The sequence below is a fragment of the Sphingomonas sp. genome (assembly GCF_035998645.1).
Lineage (GTDB): Bacteria > Pseudomonadota > Alphaproteobacteria > Sphingomonadales > Sphingomonadaceae > Sphingomonas.
The window spans coordinates 227068-245525 of record NZ_DASYHL010000002.1; the positions used below are offsets into that span (position 1 = coordinate 227068).

Annotated in this window: 18 protein-coding genes and 1 tRNA gene; 13 read left to right on the forward strand and 6 right to left on the reverse strand. The window is 66.4% G+C overall.

Annotation, left to right across the window (positions count from 1 at the left end; genetic code table 11):
- Positions 1-103: 103 nt before the first annotated feature.
- Positions 104-193, reverse strand: a tRNA-Ser gene (locus VGN66_RS01285).
- Positions 194-349: 156 nt separating this feature from the next.
- Here VGN66_RS01285 and VGN66_RS01290 point away from each other — a divergent pair.
- The 3 genes from VGN66_RS01290 to VGN66_RS01300 all read left to right on the forward strand — a co-directional run bounded on the left by VGN66_RS01290 (position 350) and on the right by VGN66_RS01300 (position 2472).
- Positions 350-1126, forward strand: a complete 777-nt coding sequence (locus VGN66_RS01290) for a DUF1134 domain-containing protein (RefSeq protein WP_327517051.1) — start codon at positions 350-352, stop codon at positions 1124-1126.
- Positions 1127-1319: 193 nt separating this feature from the next.
- Positions 1320-2102 (forward strand): histidinol-phosphatase, encoded by a 783-nt coding sequence (gene hisN / locus VGN66_RS01295; protein ID WP_327517052.1) that lies wholly within the window; start codon positions 1320-1322, stop codon positions 2100-2102.
- A 1-nt stretch (position 2103) separates the two neighbouring features.
- Complete coding sequence (locus VGN66_RS01300) at positions 2104-2472, forward strand: DUF2809 domain-containing protein (protein ID WP_327517053.1); 369 nt, start codon at positions 2104-2106, stop codon at positions 2470-2472.
- Between the two features lie 4 nt (positions 2473-2476).
- On the opposite strand, the gene VGN66_RS01305 is transcribed toward VGN66_RS01300, so the two are convergent.
- Positions 2477-4636 carry an AsmA family protein gene (locus tag VGN66_RS01305; protein ID WP_327517054.1) on the reverse strand — a complete coding sequence of 720 codons (2160 nt, stop codon included), beginning with the start codon at positions 4634-4636 and terminating at the stop codon, positions 2477-2479.
- 169 nt (positions 4637-4805) lie between these two features.
- Here VGN66_RS01305 and rpmI point away from each other — a divergent pair, with 169 nt between their 5' ends.
- From rpmI to VGN66_RS01345, 8 genes are all read left to right on the forward strand, one after another.
- Complete coding sequence (gene rpmI / locus VGN66_RS01310) at positions 4806-5006, forward strand: 50S ribosomal protein L35 (RefSeq protein WP_224921822.1); 201 nt, start codon at positions 4806-4808, stop codon at positions 5004-5006.
- Between the two features lie 13 nt (positions 5007-5019).
- On the forward strand, positions 5020-5385 hold the full coding sequence (rplT, locus tag VGN66_RS01315; RefSeq protein WP_224921823.1) for a 50S ribosomal protein L20: 366 nt from the start codon (positions 5020-5022) through the stop codon (positions 5383-5385).
- An 80-nt stretch (positions 5386-5465) separates the two neighbouring features.
- A complete protein-coding gene (locus VGN66_RS01320; RefSeq protein ID WP_327517055.1) occupies positions 5466-6089 on the forward strand; it encodes a LysE family translocator in 624 nt (207 codons plus the stop codon).
- A gap of 51 nt (positions 6090-6140) precedes the next feature.
- Entirely contained in the window at positions 6141-7229 is a 1089-nt protein-coding gene (pheS, locus tag VGN66_RS01325) for a phenylalanine--tRNA ligase subunit alpha (RefSeq protein WP_327517056.1), read from the forward strand.
- On the forward strand, positions 7226-9652 hold the full coding sequence (gene pheT, locus VGN66_RS01330; protein ID WP_327517057.1) for a phenylalanine--tRNA ligase subunit beta: 2427 nt from the start codon (positions 7226-7228) through the stop codon (positions 9650-9652). Before pheS ends, pheT begins: the two co-directional genes overlap by 4 nt.
- A 136-nt stretch (positions 9653-9788) precedes the next feature.
- The gene (locus VGN66_RS01335; protein ID WP_327517058.1) at positions 9789-10526 is read left to right on the forward strand and encodes an SDR family NAD(P)-dependent oxidoreductase; all 738 of its coding nucleotides are present in this window, start codon (positions 9789-9791) and stop codon (positions 10524-10526) included.
- A 1-nt stretch (position 10527) separates the two neighbouring features.
- Positions 10528-11397 carry an aldose 1-epimerase family protein gene (locus VGN66_RS01340; protein WP_327517059.1) on the forward strand — a complete coding sequence of 290 codons (870 nt, stop codon included), beginning with the start codon at positions 10528-10530 and terminating at the stop codon, positions 11395-11397.
- A gap of 38 nt (positions 11398-11435) precedes the next feature.
- Entirely contained in the window at positions 11436-13010 is a 1575-nt protein-coding gene (locus VGN66_RS01345; protein WP_327517060.1) for a peptide chain release factor 3, read from the forward strand.
- Here the strand turns inward: VGN66_RS01345 and VGN66_RS01350 are convergent, their stop codons facing one another.
- Complete coding sequence (locus VGN66_RS01350; RefSeq protein ID WP_327517061.1) at positions 13011-13904, reverse strand: prephenate dehydratase; 894 nt, start codon at positions 13902-13904, stop codon at positions 13011-13013. It abuts the gene before it with no gap.
- Between the two features lie 111 nt (positions 13905-14015).
- Here VGN66_RS01350 and VGN66_RS01355 point away from each other — a divergent pair, with 111 nt between their 5' ends.
- A complete protein-coding gene (locus VGN66_RS01355; RefSeq protein WP_327517062.1) occupies positions 14016-14681 on the forward strand; it encodes a cytochrome c family protein in 666 nt (221 codons plus the stop codon).
- A gap of 121 nt (positions 14682-14802) precedes the next feature.
- Here VGN66_RS01355 and VGN66_RS01360 read toward each other — a convergent pair whose 3' ends face one another.
- The 3 genes from VGN66_RS01360 to rnk all read right to left on the reverse strand — a co-directional run bounded on the left by VGN66_RS01360 (position 14803) and on the right by rnk (position 16903).
- The gene (locus VGN66_RS01360; RefSeq protein WP_327517063.1) at positions 14803-15669 is read right to left on the reverse strand and encodes an LOG family protein; all 867 of its coding nucleotides are present in this window, start codon (positions 15667-15669) and stop codon (positions 14803-14805) included.
- Positions 15670-15715: 46 nt separating this feature from the next.
- The gene (locus VGN66_RS01365; RefSeq protein WP_327517064.1) at positions 15716-16396 is read right to left on the reverse strand and encodes an extensin family protein; all 681 of its coding nucleotides are present in this window, start codon (positions 16394-16396) and stop codon (positions 15716-15718) included.
- Positions 16397-16486: 90 nt separating this feature from the next.
- Complete coding sequence (gene rnk / locus VGN66_RS01370) at positions 16487-16903, reverse strand: nucleoside diphosphate kinase regulator (RefSeq protein WP_327517065.1); 417 nt, start codon at positions 16901-16903, stop codon at positions 16487-16489.
- A gap of 334 nt (positions 16904-17237) precedes the next feature.
- Here rnk and VGN66_RS01375 point away from each other — a divergent pair, with 334 nt between their 5' ends.
- Positions 17238-18398 (forward strand): phosphoserine transaminase, encoded by a 1161-nt coding sequence (locus VGN66_RS01375; protein ID WP_327517066.1) that lies wholly within the window; start codon positions 17238-17240, stop codon positions 18396-18398.
- Positions 18399-18458: the final 60 nt, after the last annotated feature.

The window sequence follows — 18458 nt, forward strand, 5'->3', positions numbered from 1 at the left end:
TTGCCGAATAAGGGCGGTTCGACATGCGCGCTGACATGTTCACCGCTGATTCCGAGGCTTTTTTGGCGATTTTTAGGAGGGCGGCGACCTGAACAGGTCAAAATGGCGGAGACGGAGGGATTCGAACCCTCGGTACGGTTCCCCGTACGACGCTTTAGCAAAGCGTTGGTTTCAGCCACTCACCCACGTCTCCGGATGCCTGCGGCGAGCGGGCGCTATAGCGAGCGTCGCGCCGGCGATCAATGGGCGGATTTGCGGCGACTGGGCGCGAAATCGACTCGGGTCATCGCCGGTTCATTGCCGACGGCCCATCGCCGGGCATAAATGCGATGCTGCGGGAGGCTTTACTATGCGACGGTTGATGCTCTGGATCGGGATGGCGCTCGCGCTGCCATCGCTCGCGGCCACCCCCGCGCTGGCGCAGAGCATCCAGAAGGTCGATCCCGATACCGCGATCGATGCCGATCTCGATCGGCCCCAGACAGCGATTCCGGCCGCGCCCGTGCCGCAGGACGAGCCGGTCGATCCCGGCGCCCCCTATGAAGCGCCGCCCGTTGATGGACAGCAGCCAGCGACTCCCGCTGGCCCGGCTCCGACCCAGGGCGCCCCGCCGGCCGGTGGGCTGACCAAGCCCGAAGCACCAACAACCTTCGATCAGGTACGGCTGGTCTCGGCAGCCGAAGGCGTGTTCGGCAAGGGCGCGACCGGCCTTGCCGCACTGATCGAGGATATCCTGAAGGATCAGGGCGAGCCCAACGCCTATATCGCCGGATCGGAAGGGTCGGGCGCGGTCGTCGTCGGGCTGCGCTATGGTTCGGGTACGATGATCCATGCGGTCGAGGGCGAGCGCGACGTGTACTGGACCGGCCCGTCGGTCGGGTTCGACATTGGTGGCGACGCCAACAAGGTGTTCGTGCTGGTCTACAACCTCTATGACAGCCAGGAACTCTACAAGCGCTTCCCGGCGGGCGAGGGGCGGCTCTATTTCGTCGGCGGGTTCTCCGCCAGTTACCTGCGTCGCGGCGATGTGGTGCTGATCCCGGTGCGGCTGGGCGTCGGATGGCGCGCGGGGGCCAATGTCGGATATATGAAGTTCAGCGAAAAGCGCCGCTGGCTGCCCTTTTGATTGCGGTTCAGCTGGGCTGAACCGCTTGCGGTGCCAGCCCGCTCCCCCACGGGTCCCAGCAAAGTAGTACTTTGCTGGGTAACCCGCACCCGGCCACCCATAGATTACTGGCGTTGGATGGCCGGGTGGAGGAACGGGCCGCCACCGCAATGTACGCTTGAAGCCTGCACCCTTCCCCAGCTAGGCGGAGCAGATGCCAGTCAGCCAAGCCGATATCGATCTCGCCCAGCGCCTCGCCGACGCGGCGGGCGCGGCGATCCGCCCCTATTTCCGTGGTCAGTTCGGGCTCGAGTCCAAGGACGACGCGTCCCCCGTCACACTCGCAGACAAGGCCGCCGAAGCAGCGATGCGCCGCCTGATCATCGCCGAACGGCCGATGGATGCGATCATCGGCGAGGAAGAGGCCGCGCGTGATGGAACAAGCGGGCGGACCTGGGTGCTCGATCCGATCGACGGGACGCGCAGCTTCATTGTCGGGCGGCCGATCTTTGGCACGTTGATCGCGTTGCTCGAGGATGGCTGGCCGGTGCTGGGGATCATCGACCAGCCGATCATCGCCGAACGCTGGCTTGGCGTCACTGGACGCACCACCCTGTTCAACGGCCAGCCCGCGCAGGCGCGCACGTGCCGCGAGCTGTCGAAGGCGCTGCTCGCCACCACCTCCCCCGCCCTGTTCACCGACGACCAGCTCCACGCATTCGAGCATGTCGACGCCGCGGTGCTGAGCACGGTGCTGGGCGGCGATTGCTATAATTACGGCCTGGTCGCGTCGGGGCATCTCGACCTGGTGATCGAGGCGGGGCTGAAGCTGCACGATTTCGCCGCTTTGGTGCCGGTGGTCGAGGGAGCTGGCGGGCGCATGTGCGACTGGCAGGGCGACCCGCTGCACGCGGGCAGCAATGGCGAGGTGATCGCGGCGGGCGATCCCGCGCGAATCGAGGAACTGGTCGAAGCGCTGGCCTGTCGCGGGCATTGATGTGATTCGCCTGCACCGTGGATATGCACTCGCCGCGCTGGCGCTGTTCGTGATTGAGGTGGTGATCGCACTCTATGTCCGTGATCGATTCGTGCGCCCCTATCTGGGCGACACGCTTGCGGTGCTGCTGGTCTATTGCGGGCTGAGGGCTGTGACGCGGTTGGAGGTCGTGTCCGCAGCGGTGGCGGCGTTCGCGGTCGCGGCGCTGGTCGAGTTGGGGCAGCTGATCGGGATACTCGACCTGCTCGGCTGGCGTGACAGCGCGCTCGCGCGAACATTGCTCGGCACCGGGTTCGAGTGGAAGGACTTCCTGGCCTATGCAGCCGGTGCGTGCATCGCGGTGCTGGCGGAGCGTCTCAAGCCCCGCTGAACGCTCAGAAAATCCCCAGGAACTTCTTGCGCTGTTCCTTGCGCTCGCCCTTTGAGCGGCTGCCATCCTCTGACTTGGCGGTCGTGCCCTTGCCGACATCGTCGCGCCGCTCGCCCTCAGTGGTGCGCTGGCCTTTCGCCGACGCCGCGCTGAGCACCGGGCCGCAGTCTGCAGCCTTGGCGTCACCGACATCGACAAAGGCGAGGACACCGGCGAGCGGCGTCGCCACCAGCGCGAGGCCCAGTCCGGCGCCGGCGCGCGCCAGCAGCTGGTCGCTGACCACGTCATAGCCGGGGCTCGCGAACGTCCCGTTAATCCCGACTGGCGACTGGCCGGCAAACACGCTGAACTTCTTCGAGTCGGCGCGGAAGGCCATGTCGAGCGTTTCGTTGCGGAAGGAGAAGCCGCCGCGGCCGATCATCACGCTCTTTTGCGTATCGATCAGGATCGGGTCGGCTGCGGCGATCCCGCGACGCACGCTGAACGCGACCAGCCCGCAATTGATCTGGACCGGCTCCTTGAGCTTCCCCTCGAACATCTTCTGCGCGAAGGTGCCGATATCGAGTTCGGCGAGCTGGATATTGCGCGTCCAGAAGCTGCCCTTGGGCAGGACGAACGCGATTCGCCCGCCCGAATTGGCCAGCGAATCATGCAGCGTGTCGCCGCGCCCCTTCAGCTCGATCCGGCCCCTGATCGTGCCGGTGGTGCCCGATTCGACGACGCCCCACCCTTTCAGCAACGTACCGAGCGGGGTCGGCGCGAGGCGCACGTCATAGGATACGGCACTGGGCCGCTGGCGCGTGTCGAAGATCAGGTCGGACGCGACATTGCCGCGCGCCATTGCGAAGGTGAAGGGCGACAGCGCGAGTCGGCCGCGATCGAGATCGACCGTGACCGCGACGTTCGAGATTGGCACGCTTTTCGACCGCACCGTGGCGATTCGCCATTTCGCCTGGGCATCGAACGGCTGCATTGATTCGACCGGAAAACGCGCATCGGGCAGCAGGCGGGCGGGTCCCGCGCCGGTCGCCGCCGCCGCAGCCACCGCACCGCGCGCCGCGACGATATCGGGGTTGAAGCCGATGAACGGCGCGGCATCGACGATATCGAGCGATTTCGTGGCGAGGTCGGCGGTCATCAGCAGCCGCTCGCCACGCCCATCTGCAGCGAACTGGCCCGAAAGATCGCTGTTGCCGAATCGGCCCCGCAACCCGGTGAAGCTGTAGAGATCGCCCGATTTCACCAGCGTTGCGTGCGCACGATAGCTGCGCGTGTCGGGGAGCACGACGCCGATGATGCCCAGCAGGCTAGCAAGGTTGCCACCCCGTGCGCTGGTGCGCAGCGGGACATTCTCGATATCGGCAAGGCTCGGCAATGTGCCGGTGACCGTAATGTCATTGCCCGCCGCGCGCGCCTGCAATTCCAGCTGATTTCTGCCGCGACCGGCGGTCTCATTGGGACTAAGCAGAGCGCCGCTGACGGTGAACGGCGTCTTGCGCGCGACCCCATCACCCGAAAAGCGCACCGAATCACCGATTCGCGTGCCGGTCGAGCGGACGGTTTCGAACTTGAGGTCAGTGAGCAATTGCAGCCGGGGATCGCGATAACGCAGCGTGGTTCCCGCCAGCGTTGCGCGGTCGATCGTCGGAAACTCGACCGGATCGCCCTCGCCATCGCCAAAGGTCCAGGTGTTGGCGCGCGCCGCGTTCCACTCCAGATCGATGGCGGCGTTACGCAGGTCGAGGAAGCGCGCGTGATAGCGGCCAAAGATCAGTGACAGCGGCGCGATTCGCGTGTGGATCGAATCGGCCGCGAACAGATGCGGCTTCGACGCCCAGTCGGGGTTGGCGATCGTCATCTTCTGCGCGACGAACTTCAGATCGAACGGATCGAAATAGAGCTGGAAGTCGCCGCCGACCGCGACCGCGCGCCCCGTCGAACTACTGGCAACGCGCTCGAACGTGCCTTTCAGGAAGCGCCCCTTGGTGACGTAGAGAATCGCCCAGGCGAGGAAGATCGCCAGCAGCACGCCACCGACGATGCGCAGCGCGATGACCAGCGGACGCGGCAAGCGCTTGCGCTCGCTATCGGCGTGAGCTTCGGTCACCGGCGGATCGACTGACGTCCCGTCCTGCGTGACAATCGCGGAATCCCGGTCGGTCATCACGGCATAAGACTTGGCGGGCGATACAAGTTCCGGCGAACCCGCCTTCGCGGTTGCAAAATCGGAGTTCACCCGGTACAGGCCCGCCTTTCCGCGATTCAGGAACCGCCCGGCTAACAAGGGCTGCCGGGGCTGTTCGAGAATTCGTCGCGCGTAAAAGGAGACGAAAATGCCCAAGATGAAGACCAAGAGCGGTGTGAAGAAGCGCTTCAAATTCACCGCAACGGGCAAGGTGAAGCACGGCGTCGCCGGCAAGCGTCACCGCCTGAGCAGCCATAACGCGAAGTATATTCGCACCAACCGCGGCACGTCGGTCCTGTCCGAAGCTGATGCCGGTCACGTGCGCCTCTGGGCGCCGTACGGCCTGTAAGGAGAGATAGACCATGGCACGTGTCAAACGTGGTGTAACCACCAAGGCGAAGCATAAGCGGATTTTGGATCAGGCGAAGGGCTATTACGGCCGTCGCAAGAACACCATCCGCATCGCACGTCAGGCCGTCGAAAAGGCCGGACAATACGCCTATCGCGACCGCAAGGTTAAGAAGCGCAGCTTCCGCGCCCTGTGGATCCAGCGCATCAACGCCGGCGTCCGCGCCGAAGGCCTGACCTATTCGCAGTTCATGCACGGGCTGAAGCTCGCCGGCATCGAACTGGACCGGAAGGTTCTGGCCGACATCGCAATGCACGAGGGTGATGCGTTTACCGCCATCATCGCGCAGGCGAAGGCGGCGCTGCCCCAGGCCGCCTGAGGCAGCCTGTAGCGACCGAAATTGGGGCGCCGGTGGACCATCCACCGGCGCCCTTTTTCTTGGCTGAGCAAGGACCGCGTATGACGCTCCAGACCTGGTGGCTCTATGTCACCGCCGTGTTCCTGATCTCCGCGACGCCGGGGCCGAACATGCTCCACGTCATGGTGCAGAGCATCCATCACGGCGCGCGCCGGTCGGTCGCGTCGATGCTGGGGCTGATGACCGCGAATCTGGTCTGCCTGCTTGCGTCGGCGGCGGGCCTTGGGGCGTTGCTCAAGGCCTCGCCGATGCTGTTCGATGCGCTGCGCTATGCCGGGGTCGGCTATCTCGTCTGGCTGGGGATCAAGGCGTGGCGGGCGCCGGTCGCGAGCAGCGATCCGGACGCAGAGAAGCCCGCCCCGCCCTCACTGATCGCGATGTTCGGCGCGGGGCTTGGCACCGGCTTCTCCAATCCCAAGCTGATCATCTTCGCCGCCGCGCTGTTCCCGCAGTTCATCAATACCAGCGCGCCGTTCGCGCCCCAGCTCGCCATCCTGATCGCCAGCTTCGCGGTGATCGAGGCGTTCTGGTTCAGCATGTACGCGCTGGGCGGCCGCTCGCTCGCCGCATGGCTTGCGCCGGCCAACCGCCAGCGCCTGTTCAACCGCGTGACCGGCGGCGTGTTCATCGCGTTCGGCGTCGCTTTGCTCGGCAGCCGGGCTTGACCTTCGCGCCTGACTGCGGTTCGGGCCACTAGACCAATGAACGGAACTGTGATGACCGATCTCGACCAACTCAAGGCCGACCTTCTCGCCGCGATCGACGCGGCCACCGGCGTCGATGCGCTGGAGGCGGTACGCGTCCAGGCGCTGGGCAAGCAGGGCAATGTCACCGGCCTGCTCAAGACGCTGGGCGGGATGAGCCCCGAGGAGCGGCAGGAGACCGGCCCGCGCATCCACGGCCTGCGCGAGGCGGTGACCGAAGCGATTGCGGCGCGCAAGGCGGCGCTGGAAGGCGCAGCGCTCGAAGCCAAGCTGGCGAGCGAGACGCTCGACATGACCCTGCCGGTCGATGGCGTGCCCGCGGGCACCGTCCACCCGATCAGCCAGGTGATGGATGAGCTCGCCGAAATTTTCGCCGATATGGGCTTTGCCGTCGCGACCGGGCCAGAGATCGAGGACGACTGGCACAATTTCACCGCGCTCAACATCCCGGAGACGCATCCGGCGCGCGCGATGCACGACACCTTCTACCTCGCCGGTGAGCATGAGCGGCCGATGGTACTGCGCACGCATACCAGCCCCGTGCAGATCCGCACGATGACGTCCACGCCCCCGCCGATCCGCATCATCGCGCCGGGCCGCGTCTATCGCAGCGACAGCGACGCGACCCACACGCCGATGTTCCACCAGATCGAAGGGCTGGTGATCGACAAGGGCATCACCCTCGGCCACCTCAAATGGACGCTGGAGACCTTCCTCAAGGCCTATTTCGAGCGCGACGACATCGTGCTGCGCCTGCGCCCGAGCTATTTCCCGTTCACCGAACCGAGCGCGGAAGTGGACGTCGGCTTCACCTGGATCAACGGCAAGCGCGTGATCGGCGGCAGCGGCGATGCCGAGGGCGGCGGATGGATGGAGGTGCTGGGCAGCGGCATGGTCCATCGCCGCGTGATCGAGGCTTGCGGCCTCGACCCGGATGAGTGGCAGGGCTTTGCCTTTGGCACCGGGGTCGACCGGCTCGCGATGCTCAAATATGGGATGGATGATTTGCGCGCATTCTTCGACGGCGACCTGCGCTGGCTGAAGCATTATGGCTTCTCGGCGCTCGACGTGCCCACGCTGTCCGGGGGAGTCGGCGCATGAAGTTCACGCTGAACTGGCTCAAGGAGCATCTTGACACCGATGCCGACCTGACCGCGATCCTCGATGCCCTGAACCGCATCGGGCATGAGGTCGAGGGCGTGGAGAATCCCGGTGCCGCGCTGGCGGCGTTCAAGGTCGCGCGCGTGCTGACTGCCGAGCGCCATCCGCAGGCCGATAAGCTGCAGGTGCTGACCGTCGATGCCGGTGACGGCGAGCCGCTGCAGATCGTGTGCGGTGCGCCCAATGCCCGCGCCGGCCTCGTTGGCGTGCTCGGACTGCCCGGCGCGACCGTCCCCGCCAACGGCATGGTGCTGAAGGTCGCGGCGGTGCGCGGCGTCGAATCGAACGGCATGATGTGCTCCAGCCGCGAGCTGGAGCTGGGCGACGATCATGACGGCATCATCGAACTGCCCGAAGACGCGCCGGTTGGCACGCCCTTCCCCGATTATGCGGGGCTGGACGATCCGGTGATCGACGTGTCGATCACGCCGAACCGTCAGGATTGCATGGGCGTGCGCGGTATCGCGCGTGATCTGGCTGCAGCGGGTCTCGGCACGCTGAAGCCGCTCGACGCGGTGGTGTCGGGGCTGCCCGCAATCGTGGCGGAGGGTGCCGCGCCGGACGTGCGGACCGACGATAGCGAGGGCTGCCCGGCCTTTTACGGCCAGATCGTGCGCGGCGTGAAGAACGGGCCGTCGCCCGAGTGGTTGCAGCGTCGCCTGAAGGCAGTGGGGCAGAAGCCGATCTCGGCGCTGGTCGACATCACCAACTTCGTGATGTTCGGGCTGGGGCGCCCGCTCCATGTCTATGATCTCGCGACGCTCAACGGCGGTCTGGTCGCGCGCAAGGCGCAGGCAGGCGAACAGGTGCTCGCGCTCAACGGCAAGAGCTACACGCTCGACACGACGATGACGGTGATCGCCGACGATGCGGCGGTGCACGACATCGGCGGGATCATGGGCGGCGAACATTCGGGGTGCAGCGACACCACGACCGACGTGCTGATCGAATGCGCCTATTTCGATCCCGAGCATATCGCCCGCACCGGGCAGGAGCTGCTGTTGACCAGCGACGCGCGCACCCGCTTCGAGCGCGGAGTCGATCCCGAGTTTCTCGATGACGGGCTGGCGATCGCGACGCGTCTGGTACTCGCGCTGTGCGGCGGCAGCCCGAGCGAAGTGACCCGCGCGGGCAGCATTCCGCGCGTCGGCATCACCACCGGCTATGACCCGACGCTCGCCGAGACGCTCGGCGGCCTCGCGATCCCGGCGGAACGCCAGAAGGACATCCTCGAATCGCTGGGCTTCACCGTCCAGCCGCTCGACGCCAATGGCGACCCGTGCGAGCTGACCGATGCGTGCGACGGCTTCCGCGTCACCGCACCGAGCTGGCGGCGCGACGTCGATGGTCCCGCCGATCTGGTCGAGGAAGTGATCCGGATCGAGGGGATCGACAAGGTCCCCTCCACCCCCCTGCCCCGCGCACCCGGCGTCGCCAAGCCGACCGCGACGCCCGAACAGAAGCTGGAGCGCCGCATCCGCCGCACCGCCGCCGCGCGCGGCCTCAACGAAGCGGTGACGTGGAGCTTCATCTCCGAGGGCGAGGCGCAAGCGGTCGGCGGCGGTGCGTGGACGCTCGCCAACCCGATCAGCGAAGACCTCAAGGTCATGCGCCCCTCGCTGCTGCCGGGCCTGATGATGGCGGCGGCGCGCAATGTGAAGCGTGGCGCGACGAGCGTGCGGCTGTTCGAACTGGGTCGCCGCTATCTGGCCGGGGGCGAGAAGCTGACCCTCACCGTGCTGCTCGCGGGCGACCGCAGCCCGCGTGGCTGGGCGAACGGCAAGGCGCAGCCCTTCGGCGCGTTCGACGCCAAAAGTGAGGCGCTGGCTTTGCTCGAAGCCGCCGGTGCGCCGGTCGCCAACCTTCAGGTCATGGGCGAAGCGGGCGCGGCCTGGCATCCCGGCCAGTCGGCGACGCTGCGGCTGGGGCCGAAGACGGTGCTCGCCGCATTCGGCATGCTCCACCCGAGCCTGACCAAGCGCTTCGACCTCGACGGCCCGGTCGCCGCGGTGGAGCTGTTCCTCGACGCGATCCCGGCCAAGCGCGCGACGGGCTTTGCCCGGCCCGCCTACACGCCCCCGGCGCTGCAGGCGGTGACGCGCGACTTCGCCTTCATCGTGCCAGCGAACCTCGCGGCAGGCGATCTCGTCCGCGCGGTCAAGGGCGCGGACAAGGCCACGATCACCGATGCGCGGCTGTTCGACCTGTTCACGGGCGCGGGCGTCGAGGAGGGCAAGAAGAGCCTTGCGGTAGAAGTCACGCTGCAACCCGGCGACAAGAGCTTCACCGATGCCGAGATCAAGGCGGTCGCGGACAAGGTCGTCGCAGCGGCGGCCAAGCTGGGCGCGGTGCTGCGGGGCTGAACCTCTTTTTGGTCACCCCGGCCTTGTGCCGGGGTCCACTCCGCCGCTAGCGCAGCGCTGGAACCGATAGGGTCGCGCGCGTGCGGCCCGGTGGACCCCGGCACAAGGCCGGGGTGACAAGCAAGGAAGTAAACCCATGCCCACCGTACTCATTACCGGCGCGACTGCAGGGATCGGCGAAGCGGCGGTGCATGCCTTTGCCGAGTCGGGCTGGCATGTCGTCGCCACCGGACGGCGTGCAGACCGGCTGGCGGCGCTCAAAAGCGACACCGTCCACACGCTGGAATTCGACATTCGCGACGAGGCCGCGCGCGATGCGGCGCTCGCGTCGTTGCCCGAACCCTTCGCCAGCATCGACCTGCTGATCAACAATGCCGGGCTCGCGCGCGGGCTGGAGAAGGCGCAGGACGCGAATCTCGATAGCTGGAAGACGATGGTCGACACCAACGTCACCGCGATGATGTCGATCACGCACAAGCTGCTGCCGATGCTGATCGAACGGAAGGGCGCGATCATCAATCTCGGCTCGGTCGCTGGCAGCTATGTCTACCCCGCAGGCAATGTCTATGCGGGCACCAAGGCGTTCGTGAACCATTTCAGCCTCGCCCTGCGCGCCGATCTCCACGGCACCGGGGTGCGCGTCACCTCGATCGAGCCAGGGATGGTCGAGACCGAGTTCATGACCGTGCGCACCGGCGGCGACAAGGATGCATCGGACCGCCTGTACGCCGGGGTGAACCCGATGACGCCGGACGACATCGCCGAAACGCTGCTGTGGGTCGCGACGCTGCCGCCGCATCTCAACATCAACCGGCTGGAGCTGATGCCGGTCAATCAGGATTTCGCCGGTTTCGCCGTTCACCGCGAGCGCTGAGATGATCGCGATCGGCAACGGCACGCTCACCGCGCGGATCGACCCGCTCGGTGCCGAGCTCGTCAGCCTGTGCGATCCGCACGGCCGCCAGCTGATGACCGATGCCGACCCGGCCTATTGGACCGGGCATGCGCCGCTGTTGTTCCCGATCGTCGGGCGACTGAACGACGACACGCTGCGCGTCGATGGGCGCGACTATGCGATGACGCAGCATGGCTTTGCGCGGCGGCGGATGTTCGCCGTGACCGACTCGAGCGAGACCCACGCGACCTTCGCCCTGCGCGACGATGTGCAGAGCCGCGCGGCCTATCCCTTCGCGTTCGAATTGCGCGCGACCTATCGCCTTGAGGGCGCGACGCTGGTTACCGAGATCGAGGTCACCAACCCCGACGCCGCAACCGTGCTTCCCGCGAGCTTCGGCTTCCACCCCGCCTTTGCCTGGCCACTGCCCGGCGGCGGCGCGCGGGAGGATCACCGCATCGTCTTCGCGCAGGATGAGCGGGGCACGATGGCCGCGCTCGACGGCGGTCTGATCGGCACCGGCGAACGCGCCAGCCCGCTTGACGGGCGGACGCTGCACCTCGCCGACGATCTGTTCGCGGACGACGCGCTGATCTGGATGGCGCCTGCAAGCCGTTCGGTCCGCTACGGCGGAATCACCGGGCCGCAGCTCGACATCGCGTTCGACGGCCTGCCGACACTCGCCATCTGGACCAAGCCGGGCGCGGCGTTCGTGTGCGTCGAGCCATGGCAGGGGCATGCCGACCCCGCCGGCTTCACCGGCGACTTCCGCGACAAGCCCGGCGTCATCGCGATCCCGCCCGGCCAATCGCGCCGCTTTGCCATGCGCGTCAGCTGGATCGCGGGGTAGAGTTGGATTCGCCGCGCACTTGCCGCTAGAGGGCCGCGATGCCCGAAAATTCGACTCCGGATCGCCGTACCTTCGCGATCATCTCCCACCCCGACGCCGGCAAGACCACGCTGACCGAAAAGCTGCTGCTGTTCGGCGGCGCGATCCATTTGGCGGGCGAGGTCAAGGCACGTGGCCAGGCGCGGCGCGCGCGATCGGACTGGATGAAGATCGAGCAGCAGCGCGGCATCTCCGTCACCAGCTCGGTGATGACGTTCGAGCGTGACGGCATCACCTTCAACCTGCTCGACACGCCGGGCCACGAAGACTTTTCGGAAGACACCTATCGCACGCTGACCGCGGTCGATTCCGCCGTGATGGTGATCGACGCCGCCAAGGGCATCGAAAGCCAGACGCGCAAGCTGTTTGAAGTGTGCCGGTTGCGCAACGTGCCGATCATCACCTTCGTCAACAAGGTCGATCGCGAAGGCCGCGAGATGTTCGAGATTCTCGACGAGATCGCCGACCTGCTCGCGCTCGACGTCGCGCCGATGACGTGGCCGGTCGGGATGGGCGGGCAGTTTGAGGGGATTTACGACCTGGTCGACCATCGCCTGCTGCTGCCCGAGGGCGACAGCCGTGAATTCCAGGGCAAGGTCGTCCAGACCAGCGGCCTCGATGATCCGCAGCTCGATTCGCTGATCTCGGCGCAGACGCTGGCCAAGGTCCGCGAAGAGGCGGAGCTCGGCCTCGCCGGCTATGCGACCTTCGACGGCGACGCCTATCGCAATGGCGACCTGACCCCGGTCTATTTCGGGTCGGCGCTCAAGGAATTCGGGGTCGATTCGCTGATCGACGCGCTCGCCCTGCACGCGCCGCCGCCGCATGCCCTGCCCGCTGAACCTGCGGCGGTGGCACCCGACTATCCCGAAGTCACCGGATTCGTGTTCAAGGTGCAGGCGAACATGGACCCCAACCATCGCGATCGCATCGCGTTCATGCGGCTGGTGTCCGGCACGTTCAAACGCGGCATGAAGCTGACGCCCAGCGGCCATGGCAAACCGATCGCGATCCATTCGCCGATCATGTTCTTCGCCCAGCAGCGCGAGCTGGCCGACGAGGCGTTTCCGGGCGACATCATCGGCATCCCCAACCACGGCACGTTGCGCGTCGGCGACACGCTGAGTGAAAAGGCCGGGGTGCGCTTTACCGGCCTGCCCAATTTCGCGCCTGAAATCCTGCGCCGCGTGGTGCTCAAGGATCCGACCAAGACCAAGCAGCTGCGCAAGGCGCTGGACGACCTGTCCGAGGAGGGCGTGATCCAGGTGTTCTATCCCGAAATCGGGTCGAACTGGATCATCGGCGTGGTCGGGCAGCTTCAGCTTGAGGTGCTGCTCAGCCGCCTCGATGCCGAGTACAAGGTCGGCGCGGTGCTCGAACCCGCGCCGTTTGACACCGCGCGCTGGGTCGGTGGCGAGGCGGGCGATGTGAAGGAGTTCATGGACCTCAACCGCACCGCGATGGCCAAGGACCGCGACGGCAATCCGGTCTTCCTCGCCAAATCGGCGTGGGAAGTCAGCTATATCGCCGACCGCTACTCCAAGGTGAAGTTCATGGCGACTCGCGAGCGGTAATCACTCCGGTCGCGCGCGCGCCTGAGGATAGGTGCCGAGCACCCGCATCGATTTGGTGTGGAACTTGAGTTCCTCCAGCGCGCGGTCGACCGGCGCATCGCCCGGGCGACCGACGATATCACAGTAAAACTCCGTCGCCGCAAAGCTGCCGCCGCGCTGGTAGCTTTCGAGCTTGGTCATATTGACGCCATTGGTCGCAAAGCCGCCCAGCGCCTTGTACAGCGCCGCGGGGATGTTCTTCACCTCGAATACGAAGGTGGTCATGTACGGCCCATGGTCGCGCAACGGCGGCGCGCTGCGCGCAAGCATCACGAATCGGGTCATGTTATGGTCCGCGTCGGCAACGTCGCTGTCGAACACCGTCAGGCCATAGAGCGGCGCAGCCCCCGGCGGGGCGAGCGCGGCGACCTGCGGATCGCCGGCCTCCGCCACGACTGCCGCAGCACCGGCAGTGTCGGGGTATGAGAGCGGCGCGATCCCCTGAGCCTTGAGCCAGTGGCGGCACTGGCCCAGCGCCTGCGGATGGCTCATCGCCTGACGTACCCCGGCACGCGCGCCCAGCCCCATCAGCGCATAACGGATCGGCAGGAAATGCTCGCCGATGATCACCAGCCCCGATTCGGGCAGCAGGAAATGAATGTCGGCGACGCGGCCGTGCAGCGAATTTTCGATCGGGATCATCGCGCAATCGGCGCGCCCGTCGCGCACCGCGTCGATCGCATCCTCAAAGCTGAAACAGGGCAAGGGCAGCCCGGTCGGGAAGGCTTCGAGCGCCGCCATATGCGAATTTGCGCCCGGCGCGCCCTGAAACGCGACCGCGCGCTTGGGCTCGGCCAGAGCGGCCTGAGTCATCCGTTCGACGATCGGGCGGGCGGGGGCTGCGAAATTGTCCATCGGCGCGTGCGCGTAACCGGCGGAGCAACTTGCGGCAAGCCCGGGTTGCGGCAAACAAAAGGCCCGACTAAAGAACCCGGCCAAGATCAACACGGGGCAGAACGGGCGCACATGGACAATCGCATGAACACGATCGCAGGCTGGGTCCTGTTCGGCTGTGCCTCGGCGCTCGGCCTGTCGATCGCCAGCGGCATGATCTATCATGGCGGAAAGCCCGAAAAGGAAGGCTATCCGGTCGAGAGCGCCGACGGCGCCGAGGGTGACGGCGGTGCCGCAGCGGTCGAGCCGATCGCGAACCGTCTGGCCAAGGCCGATGTCGCCAAGGGGCAGGCATCGTTCGCCAAATGCTCGGCATGCCATTCGATCACGCAGGGCGGCGGAAACGGCGTCGGCCCGAATCTGTGGGACTCGCTGGGCAAGCCGCATGGCCATGTCGCCGGATTCGCCTATTCGGATGCGCTGAAGGCGGTTCCGGGCAATTGGGACTTTGCGGGGATGGACGCATGGCTCGCGAGCCCGCGTAAATATGCCGCAGGCACCAAGATGACCTTTGCCGGCCTGTCGGACCCGCAGGAGCGCGCCAACGTCATCGCCTATATGAACGCGCAGGGCTCGAACCTGCCGCTCCCCGCACCCGAAGCGGCTCCGGCCGAGGGTGAGGAAGCGGCGACCGACAATGCGATTACCTCGACCGAGATGGGCAATGCCGGTACCCCGGCATCGGGCGCGCCGTCGGTCGATCCGGCCGCCGCTGCGGAAGCCGCGAAGAAGGAATAACTCCGGTCCTGCAATCGCAGATCGGAATGCAAAAAGGGCGGCCGCGACGGGCCGCCCTTTTCGTTTCAGCGGAGGGCTGTCCGCCTTGCCCAATCCTCCCCCGCCAGGGGGAGGATAATGCTCAGCGCTCGCGCTCTTCCCAGAATTTCTGGACGATCGCCCAGCCCTCTTCGGCCGTCTCGCAGAAGTGGAACAGGCCAAGGTCGCGCGGGCTGATCACGCCCTCCTCCACCAGCGCCTCGAAATTGACGACGCGGGTCCAGAAGTCCTTGCCGTAGAACAGCACCGGGATCGGCGCGATCTTGCCGGTCTGGATCAGCGTCAGCAGCTCGAACGATTCGTCGAACGTGCCGAACCCGCCCGGGAACACCGCCACCGCGCGCGCGCGGAGCAGGAAGTGCATCTTGCGCAGCGCGAAATAGTGAAACTGGAAGCTGAGCGACGGGGTCACATATTCGTTCGGCGCCTGCTCATGCGGCAGCACGATGTTGAGGCCGACCGATTCGCAGCCCTTTTCGGTGGCGCCGCGATTCGCCGCCTCCATGATCGACGGCCCGCCGCCCGAGGTGACGACGAAATGCCGGTCGCCATTCTCGTCAACCGGGTAACAGCTGGCGAGCCCAGCCAGCTCGCGCGCCACGTCATAATATTTCGATTTCTCGATCAGCCGCTCGGCAATCCGGCGCGACTGGTCGTCGGTGGCAAGGTCGAGCAACGCCTGCGCCTTGACCGGTTCGGGGATCCGCGCCGAGCCATAGATGACGAACAGCGACGCGATCTTCGCCTCGTCCATCAACACGCTGGGCTTGAGCAGCTCCAGCTGGAAACGCACCGGGCGCAAATCCTCGCGCAACAGGAACTCCATGTCCTGAAAGGCGAGGCGGTAGGCCGGGTGTTCGGTCTGGGGGGTGGAGACGGCGGTCCGCGCGGTCTCCGCATCCTGGCTCGCGCGGGCAAAGACGCGCGACGGCACTTTCTTGTCTGTCATTGGCGCGGGAGTAGCGGGTTTCGGTGCCGAGGCAAAGTGGCGAGCGTCACCGGCAGAACGACTTGCCGCCCATGTCGAAATGGAAGTGGTTGGCGTGGGCGCTGTTATACTCCGGTCCGAGCACCGTGGTGAAGCGGCGACAGGCCGATTTGTGGACCACCCGCAGGAATTCGCGCTCCTCCGCCGTCCCGCCGCTCCAGTCGCCCAGCACGCTGATCTTGCGGCCGTCGCGCAGGACAAAGGCCGCGACATCCACCGCATTACCCAGACCATGTTCGGACACCCGCCCCGCCGAAGCCGCGCTGCCGCCGACAATGCCGCGACAGGCATAGGTGCCATAGGTCTCGACCCGCACCAGCTCACCGCCCAGGATTTCGCGTGCGGCGGGGACTGCGGCGTGGCGCATCCATGCGATGAAATTGCGCGCAAGCGGGCAGCGCATCGCCTTGAGGCCCGACACCGGAATCCCAACATCGATCAGCTGCACCGCGCCGATTACCTGACACCCGCCGCCATAATCGCGATCGGGCAACGGACTGAACCGCACCTGCGCACGCGACAAATCGGCATAGCATTGCTGCGTGTCACGGCTGGTCGGCAGGTCGAGCGTCACCGGCCCGCGCGGATCGGGCCGCACAGGTGCGCGCGGCGGTGCACGGTCATTGTCCCCGCCGAACAGACATCCGGCGAGCAAGAGCGGCAAGGACAGGGTCAGGAGGGTACGCATGACCATGCGACCCCTCTAACTCATTGCGGTTAACCTGTGCTTATCTGACCCATCCCGACTCGGTGAACCGACGCGTTCGCGGGTCCGCCGTCATGTTTCTGCCGGGACTACGCGGACAATGCGCAGCGTGCGCGGCTGGCCCTCGCGATCCGGCCACAGGATTGCGGCACCCTCGGACATGCCGATCAATCCCGCACCGACCGGCGTCAGGATCGAAACCTTGCCCGCCACCACGTCTGCCTCGGCAGGGAGTACCAACCGCACCGATCGGCGCGATCCGCTGCCTTCGTCGACGAAATCGACCTGTGCGTTCAATGTGACCACTCCCGGGGGCAAATCGCCCGCCGCGTGCACGTCGGCGCGGTCGAGTTCTTCCATCAGGCGCTGGGCCAGCACCGGCTCGGATGCGCTGACACGCATCGCCAGATCGGCGATCCGGTCATATTCGGTGTCGATGACATGAAGGGGTGGCTGCGCGGTTGCGACGAGAGGGGAATCGGGACTCATGTCGGGCCTTTCGGTCTCGGAACAGGCGCGCGCGCAATCGAATCGCTGCACGCACCATTGAATTGAACTGGGTGGAAATCCCGGACCTGACAGGCGTTCGCCGGATGAAAGGCCCGGGCTAGACGCGCGCCGCCGATTGGCCCGCGTGAACGCGGCATCGCTGAAAGAGGACCGGCCTGAACATCCGGCGATGATGGATCCCTCGCCCTTTCGTGTCAAACGCTCCGGCCGGCATGCGTCGCAGATCGATTGACAGCGCCCGCCAAATCGTTAGGGCCGCCGACGGGCCACGCGGTCCCAACGCCGCGCGTGCTCTCTGCGAGGAGAGACTGACATGACTGATTTGACGACCCCCGACGCCACAACTGCGTCCACTGCCAAGCCCGCCACCCGGCCGGCACGCCCCCATTTCTCTTCGGGTCCCTGCGCCAAGCCTCCGGGCTGGGACGCATCGAAGCTCGCGACCGAGGTCCTTGGACGCTCGCACCGCTCGAAGCTCGGCAAGACCCGCCTTCAGTACTGCATCGACCTGATGCGGGAGATGCTGCGCCTGCCCGACACGCACCGTATCGGCATCGTCCCCGGTTCCGACACCGGCGCGTTCGAAATGGCGATGTGGACCATGCTCGGCGCGCGCGGCGTCACCACGCTCGCCTGGGAGAGCTTCGGTGAAGGTTGGGTCACCGATGCCGTCAAGCAGCTCAAGCTCGATCCGACGATCGTCCGCGCTGACTATGGCCAGCTGCCCGACCTGACCGCGATCGACTGGTCGACCGACGTGCTGTTCACCTGGAACGGCACCACCAGCGGCGTGCGCGTGCCGAATGGCGACTGGATCCCCGACGACCGCGAAGGCCTGACCTTCGCCGATTCGACCAGCGCGGTGTTCGCCTACGACCTGCCGTGGGACAAGATCGATGTCGCGACCTTCAGCTGGCAGAAGGTTCTGGGCGGTGAAGGCGGCCATGGCGTCCTGATCCTCGGCCCGCGCGCCGTCGAACGGCTCGAAAGCCACACCCCCGCCTGGCCGCTGCCCAAGGTGTTCCGCCTGATGGCCAAGGGCAAGCTGGCCGAGGGCGTGTTCAAGGGCGAGACGATCAACACGCCGAGCATGCTGGCGGTCGAGGACGCGATCTTCGCGCTCGAATGGGCCAAGGGTCTGGGCGGGCTGGACGGGCTGATCGCGCGCAGCAACGCCAATGCCGCCGCGCTGCAAAAGCTGGTCGCGGAACGCGACTGGCTGGGCAATCTGGCTGCGGACGAAGCGATCCGCTCGACCACCAGCGTGTGCCTGACGGTCGATGGCGCCGACGAAGCCTTCATCAAGAAGTTTGCGTCGCTGCTCGAGGCCGAGGACGCCGCCTATGACATCGCCGGATACCGCGACGCCCCCGCCGGGCTGCGCATCTGGTGCGGCGCGACGGTGGACACCGCCGATATCGAAGCGCTCGGCCCGTGGCTCGACTGGGCCTACGCGACCGCAAAGGCAGGCTGACCACCAAAGCCCTCTCCCCTCCGGGGAGAGGGTTGGGAGAGGGGCCTTAACGCGAGGCTC

Bases quoted from the DNA above. Each gene is read 5' to 3' on its own strand.
- VGN66_RS01290 (WP_327517051.1), top strand. From the start codon at position 350: ATGCGACGGTTGATGCTCTGGATCGGGATGGCGCTCGCGCTGCCATCG.
- hisN (WP_327517052.1), top strand. From the start codon at position 1,320: ATGCCAGTCAGCCAAGCCGATATCGATCTCGCCCAGCGCCTCGCCGAC.
- VGN66_RS01305 (WP_327517054.1), bottom strand. From the start codon at position 4,636: ATGACCGACCGGGATTCCGCGATTGTCACGCAGGACGGGACGTCAGTC.
- rpmI (WP_224921822.1), top strand. From the start codon at position 4,806: ATGCCCAAGATGAAGACCAAGAGCGGTGTGAAGAAGCGCTTCAAATTC.
- rplT (WP_224921823.1), top strand. From the start codon at position 5,020: ATGGCACGTGTCAAACGTGGTGTAACCACCAAGGCGAAGCATAAGCGG.
- VGN66_RS01320 (WP_327517055.1), top strand. From the start codon at position 5,466: ATGACGCTCCAGACCTGGTGGCTCTATGTCACCGCCGTGTTCCTGATC.
- pheS (WP_327517056.1), top strand. From the start codon at position 6,141: ATGACCGATCTCGACCAACTCAAGGCCGACCTTCTCGCCGCGATCGAC.
- pheT (WP_327517057.1), top strand. From the start codon at position 7,226: ATGAAGTTCACGCTGAACTGGCTCAAGGAGCATCTTGACACCGATGCC.
- VGN66_RS01335 (WP_327517058.1), top strand. From the start codon at position 9,789: ATGCCCACCGTACTCATTACCGGCGCGACTGCAGGGATCGGCGAAGCG.
- VGN66_RS01340 (WP_327517059.1), top strand. From the start codon at position 10,528: ATGATCGCGATCGGCAACGGCACGCTCACCGCGCGGATCGACCCGCTC.
- VGN66_RS01345 (WP_327517060.1), top strand. From the start codon at position 11,436: ATGCCCGAAAATTCGACTCCGGATCGCCGTACCTTCGCGATCATCTCC.
- VGN66_RS01350 (WP_327517061.1), bottom strand. From the start codon at position 13,904: ATGGACAATTTCGCAGCCCCCGCCCGCCCGATCGTCGAACGGATGACT.
- VGN66_RS01355 (WP_327517062.1), top strand. From the start codon at position 14,016: ATGGACAATCGCATGAACACGATCGCAGGCTGGGTCCTGTTCGGCTGT.
- VGN66_RS01360 (WP_327517063.1), bottom strand. From the start codon at position 15,669: ATGACAGACAAGAAAGTGCCGTCGCGCGTCTTTGCCCGCGCGAGCCAG.
- VGN66_RS01365 (WP_327517064.1), bottom strand. From the start codon at position 16,396: ATGCGTACCCTCCTGACCCTGTCCTTGCCGCTCTTGCTCGCCGGATGT.
- rnk (WP_327517065.1), bottom strand. From the start codon at position 16,903: ATGAGTCCCGATTCCCCTCTCGTCGCAACCGCGCAGCCACCCCTTCAT.
- VGN66_RS01375 (WP_327517066.1), top strand. From the start codon at position 17,238: ATGACTGATTTGACGACCCCCGACGCCACAACTGCGTCCACTGCCAAG.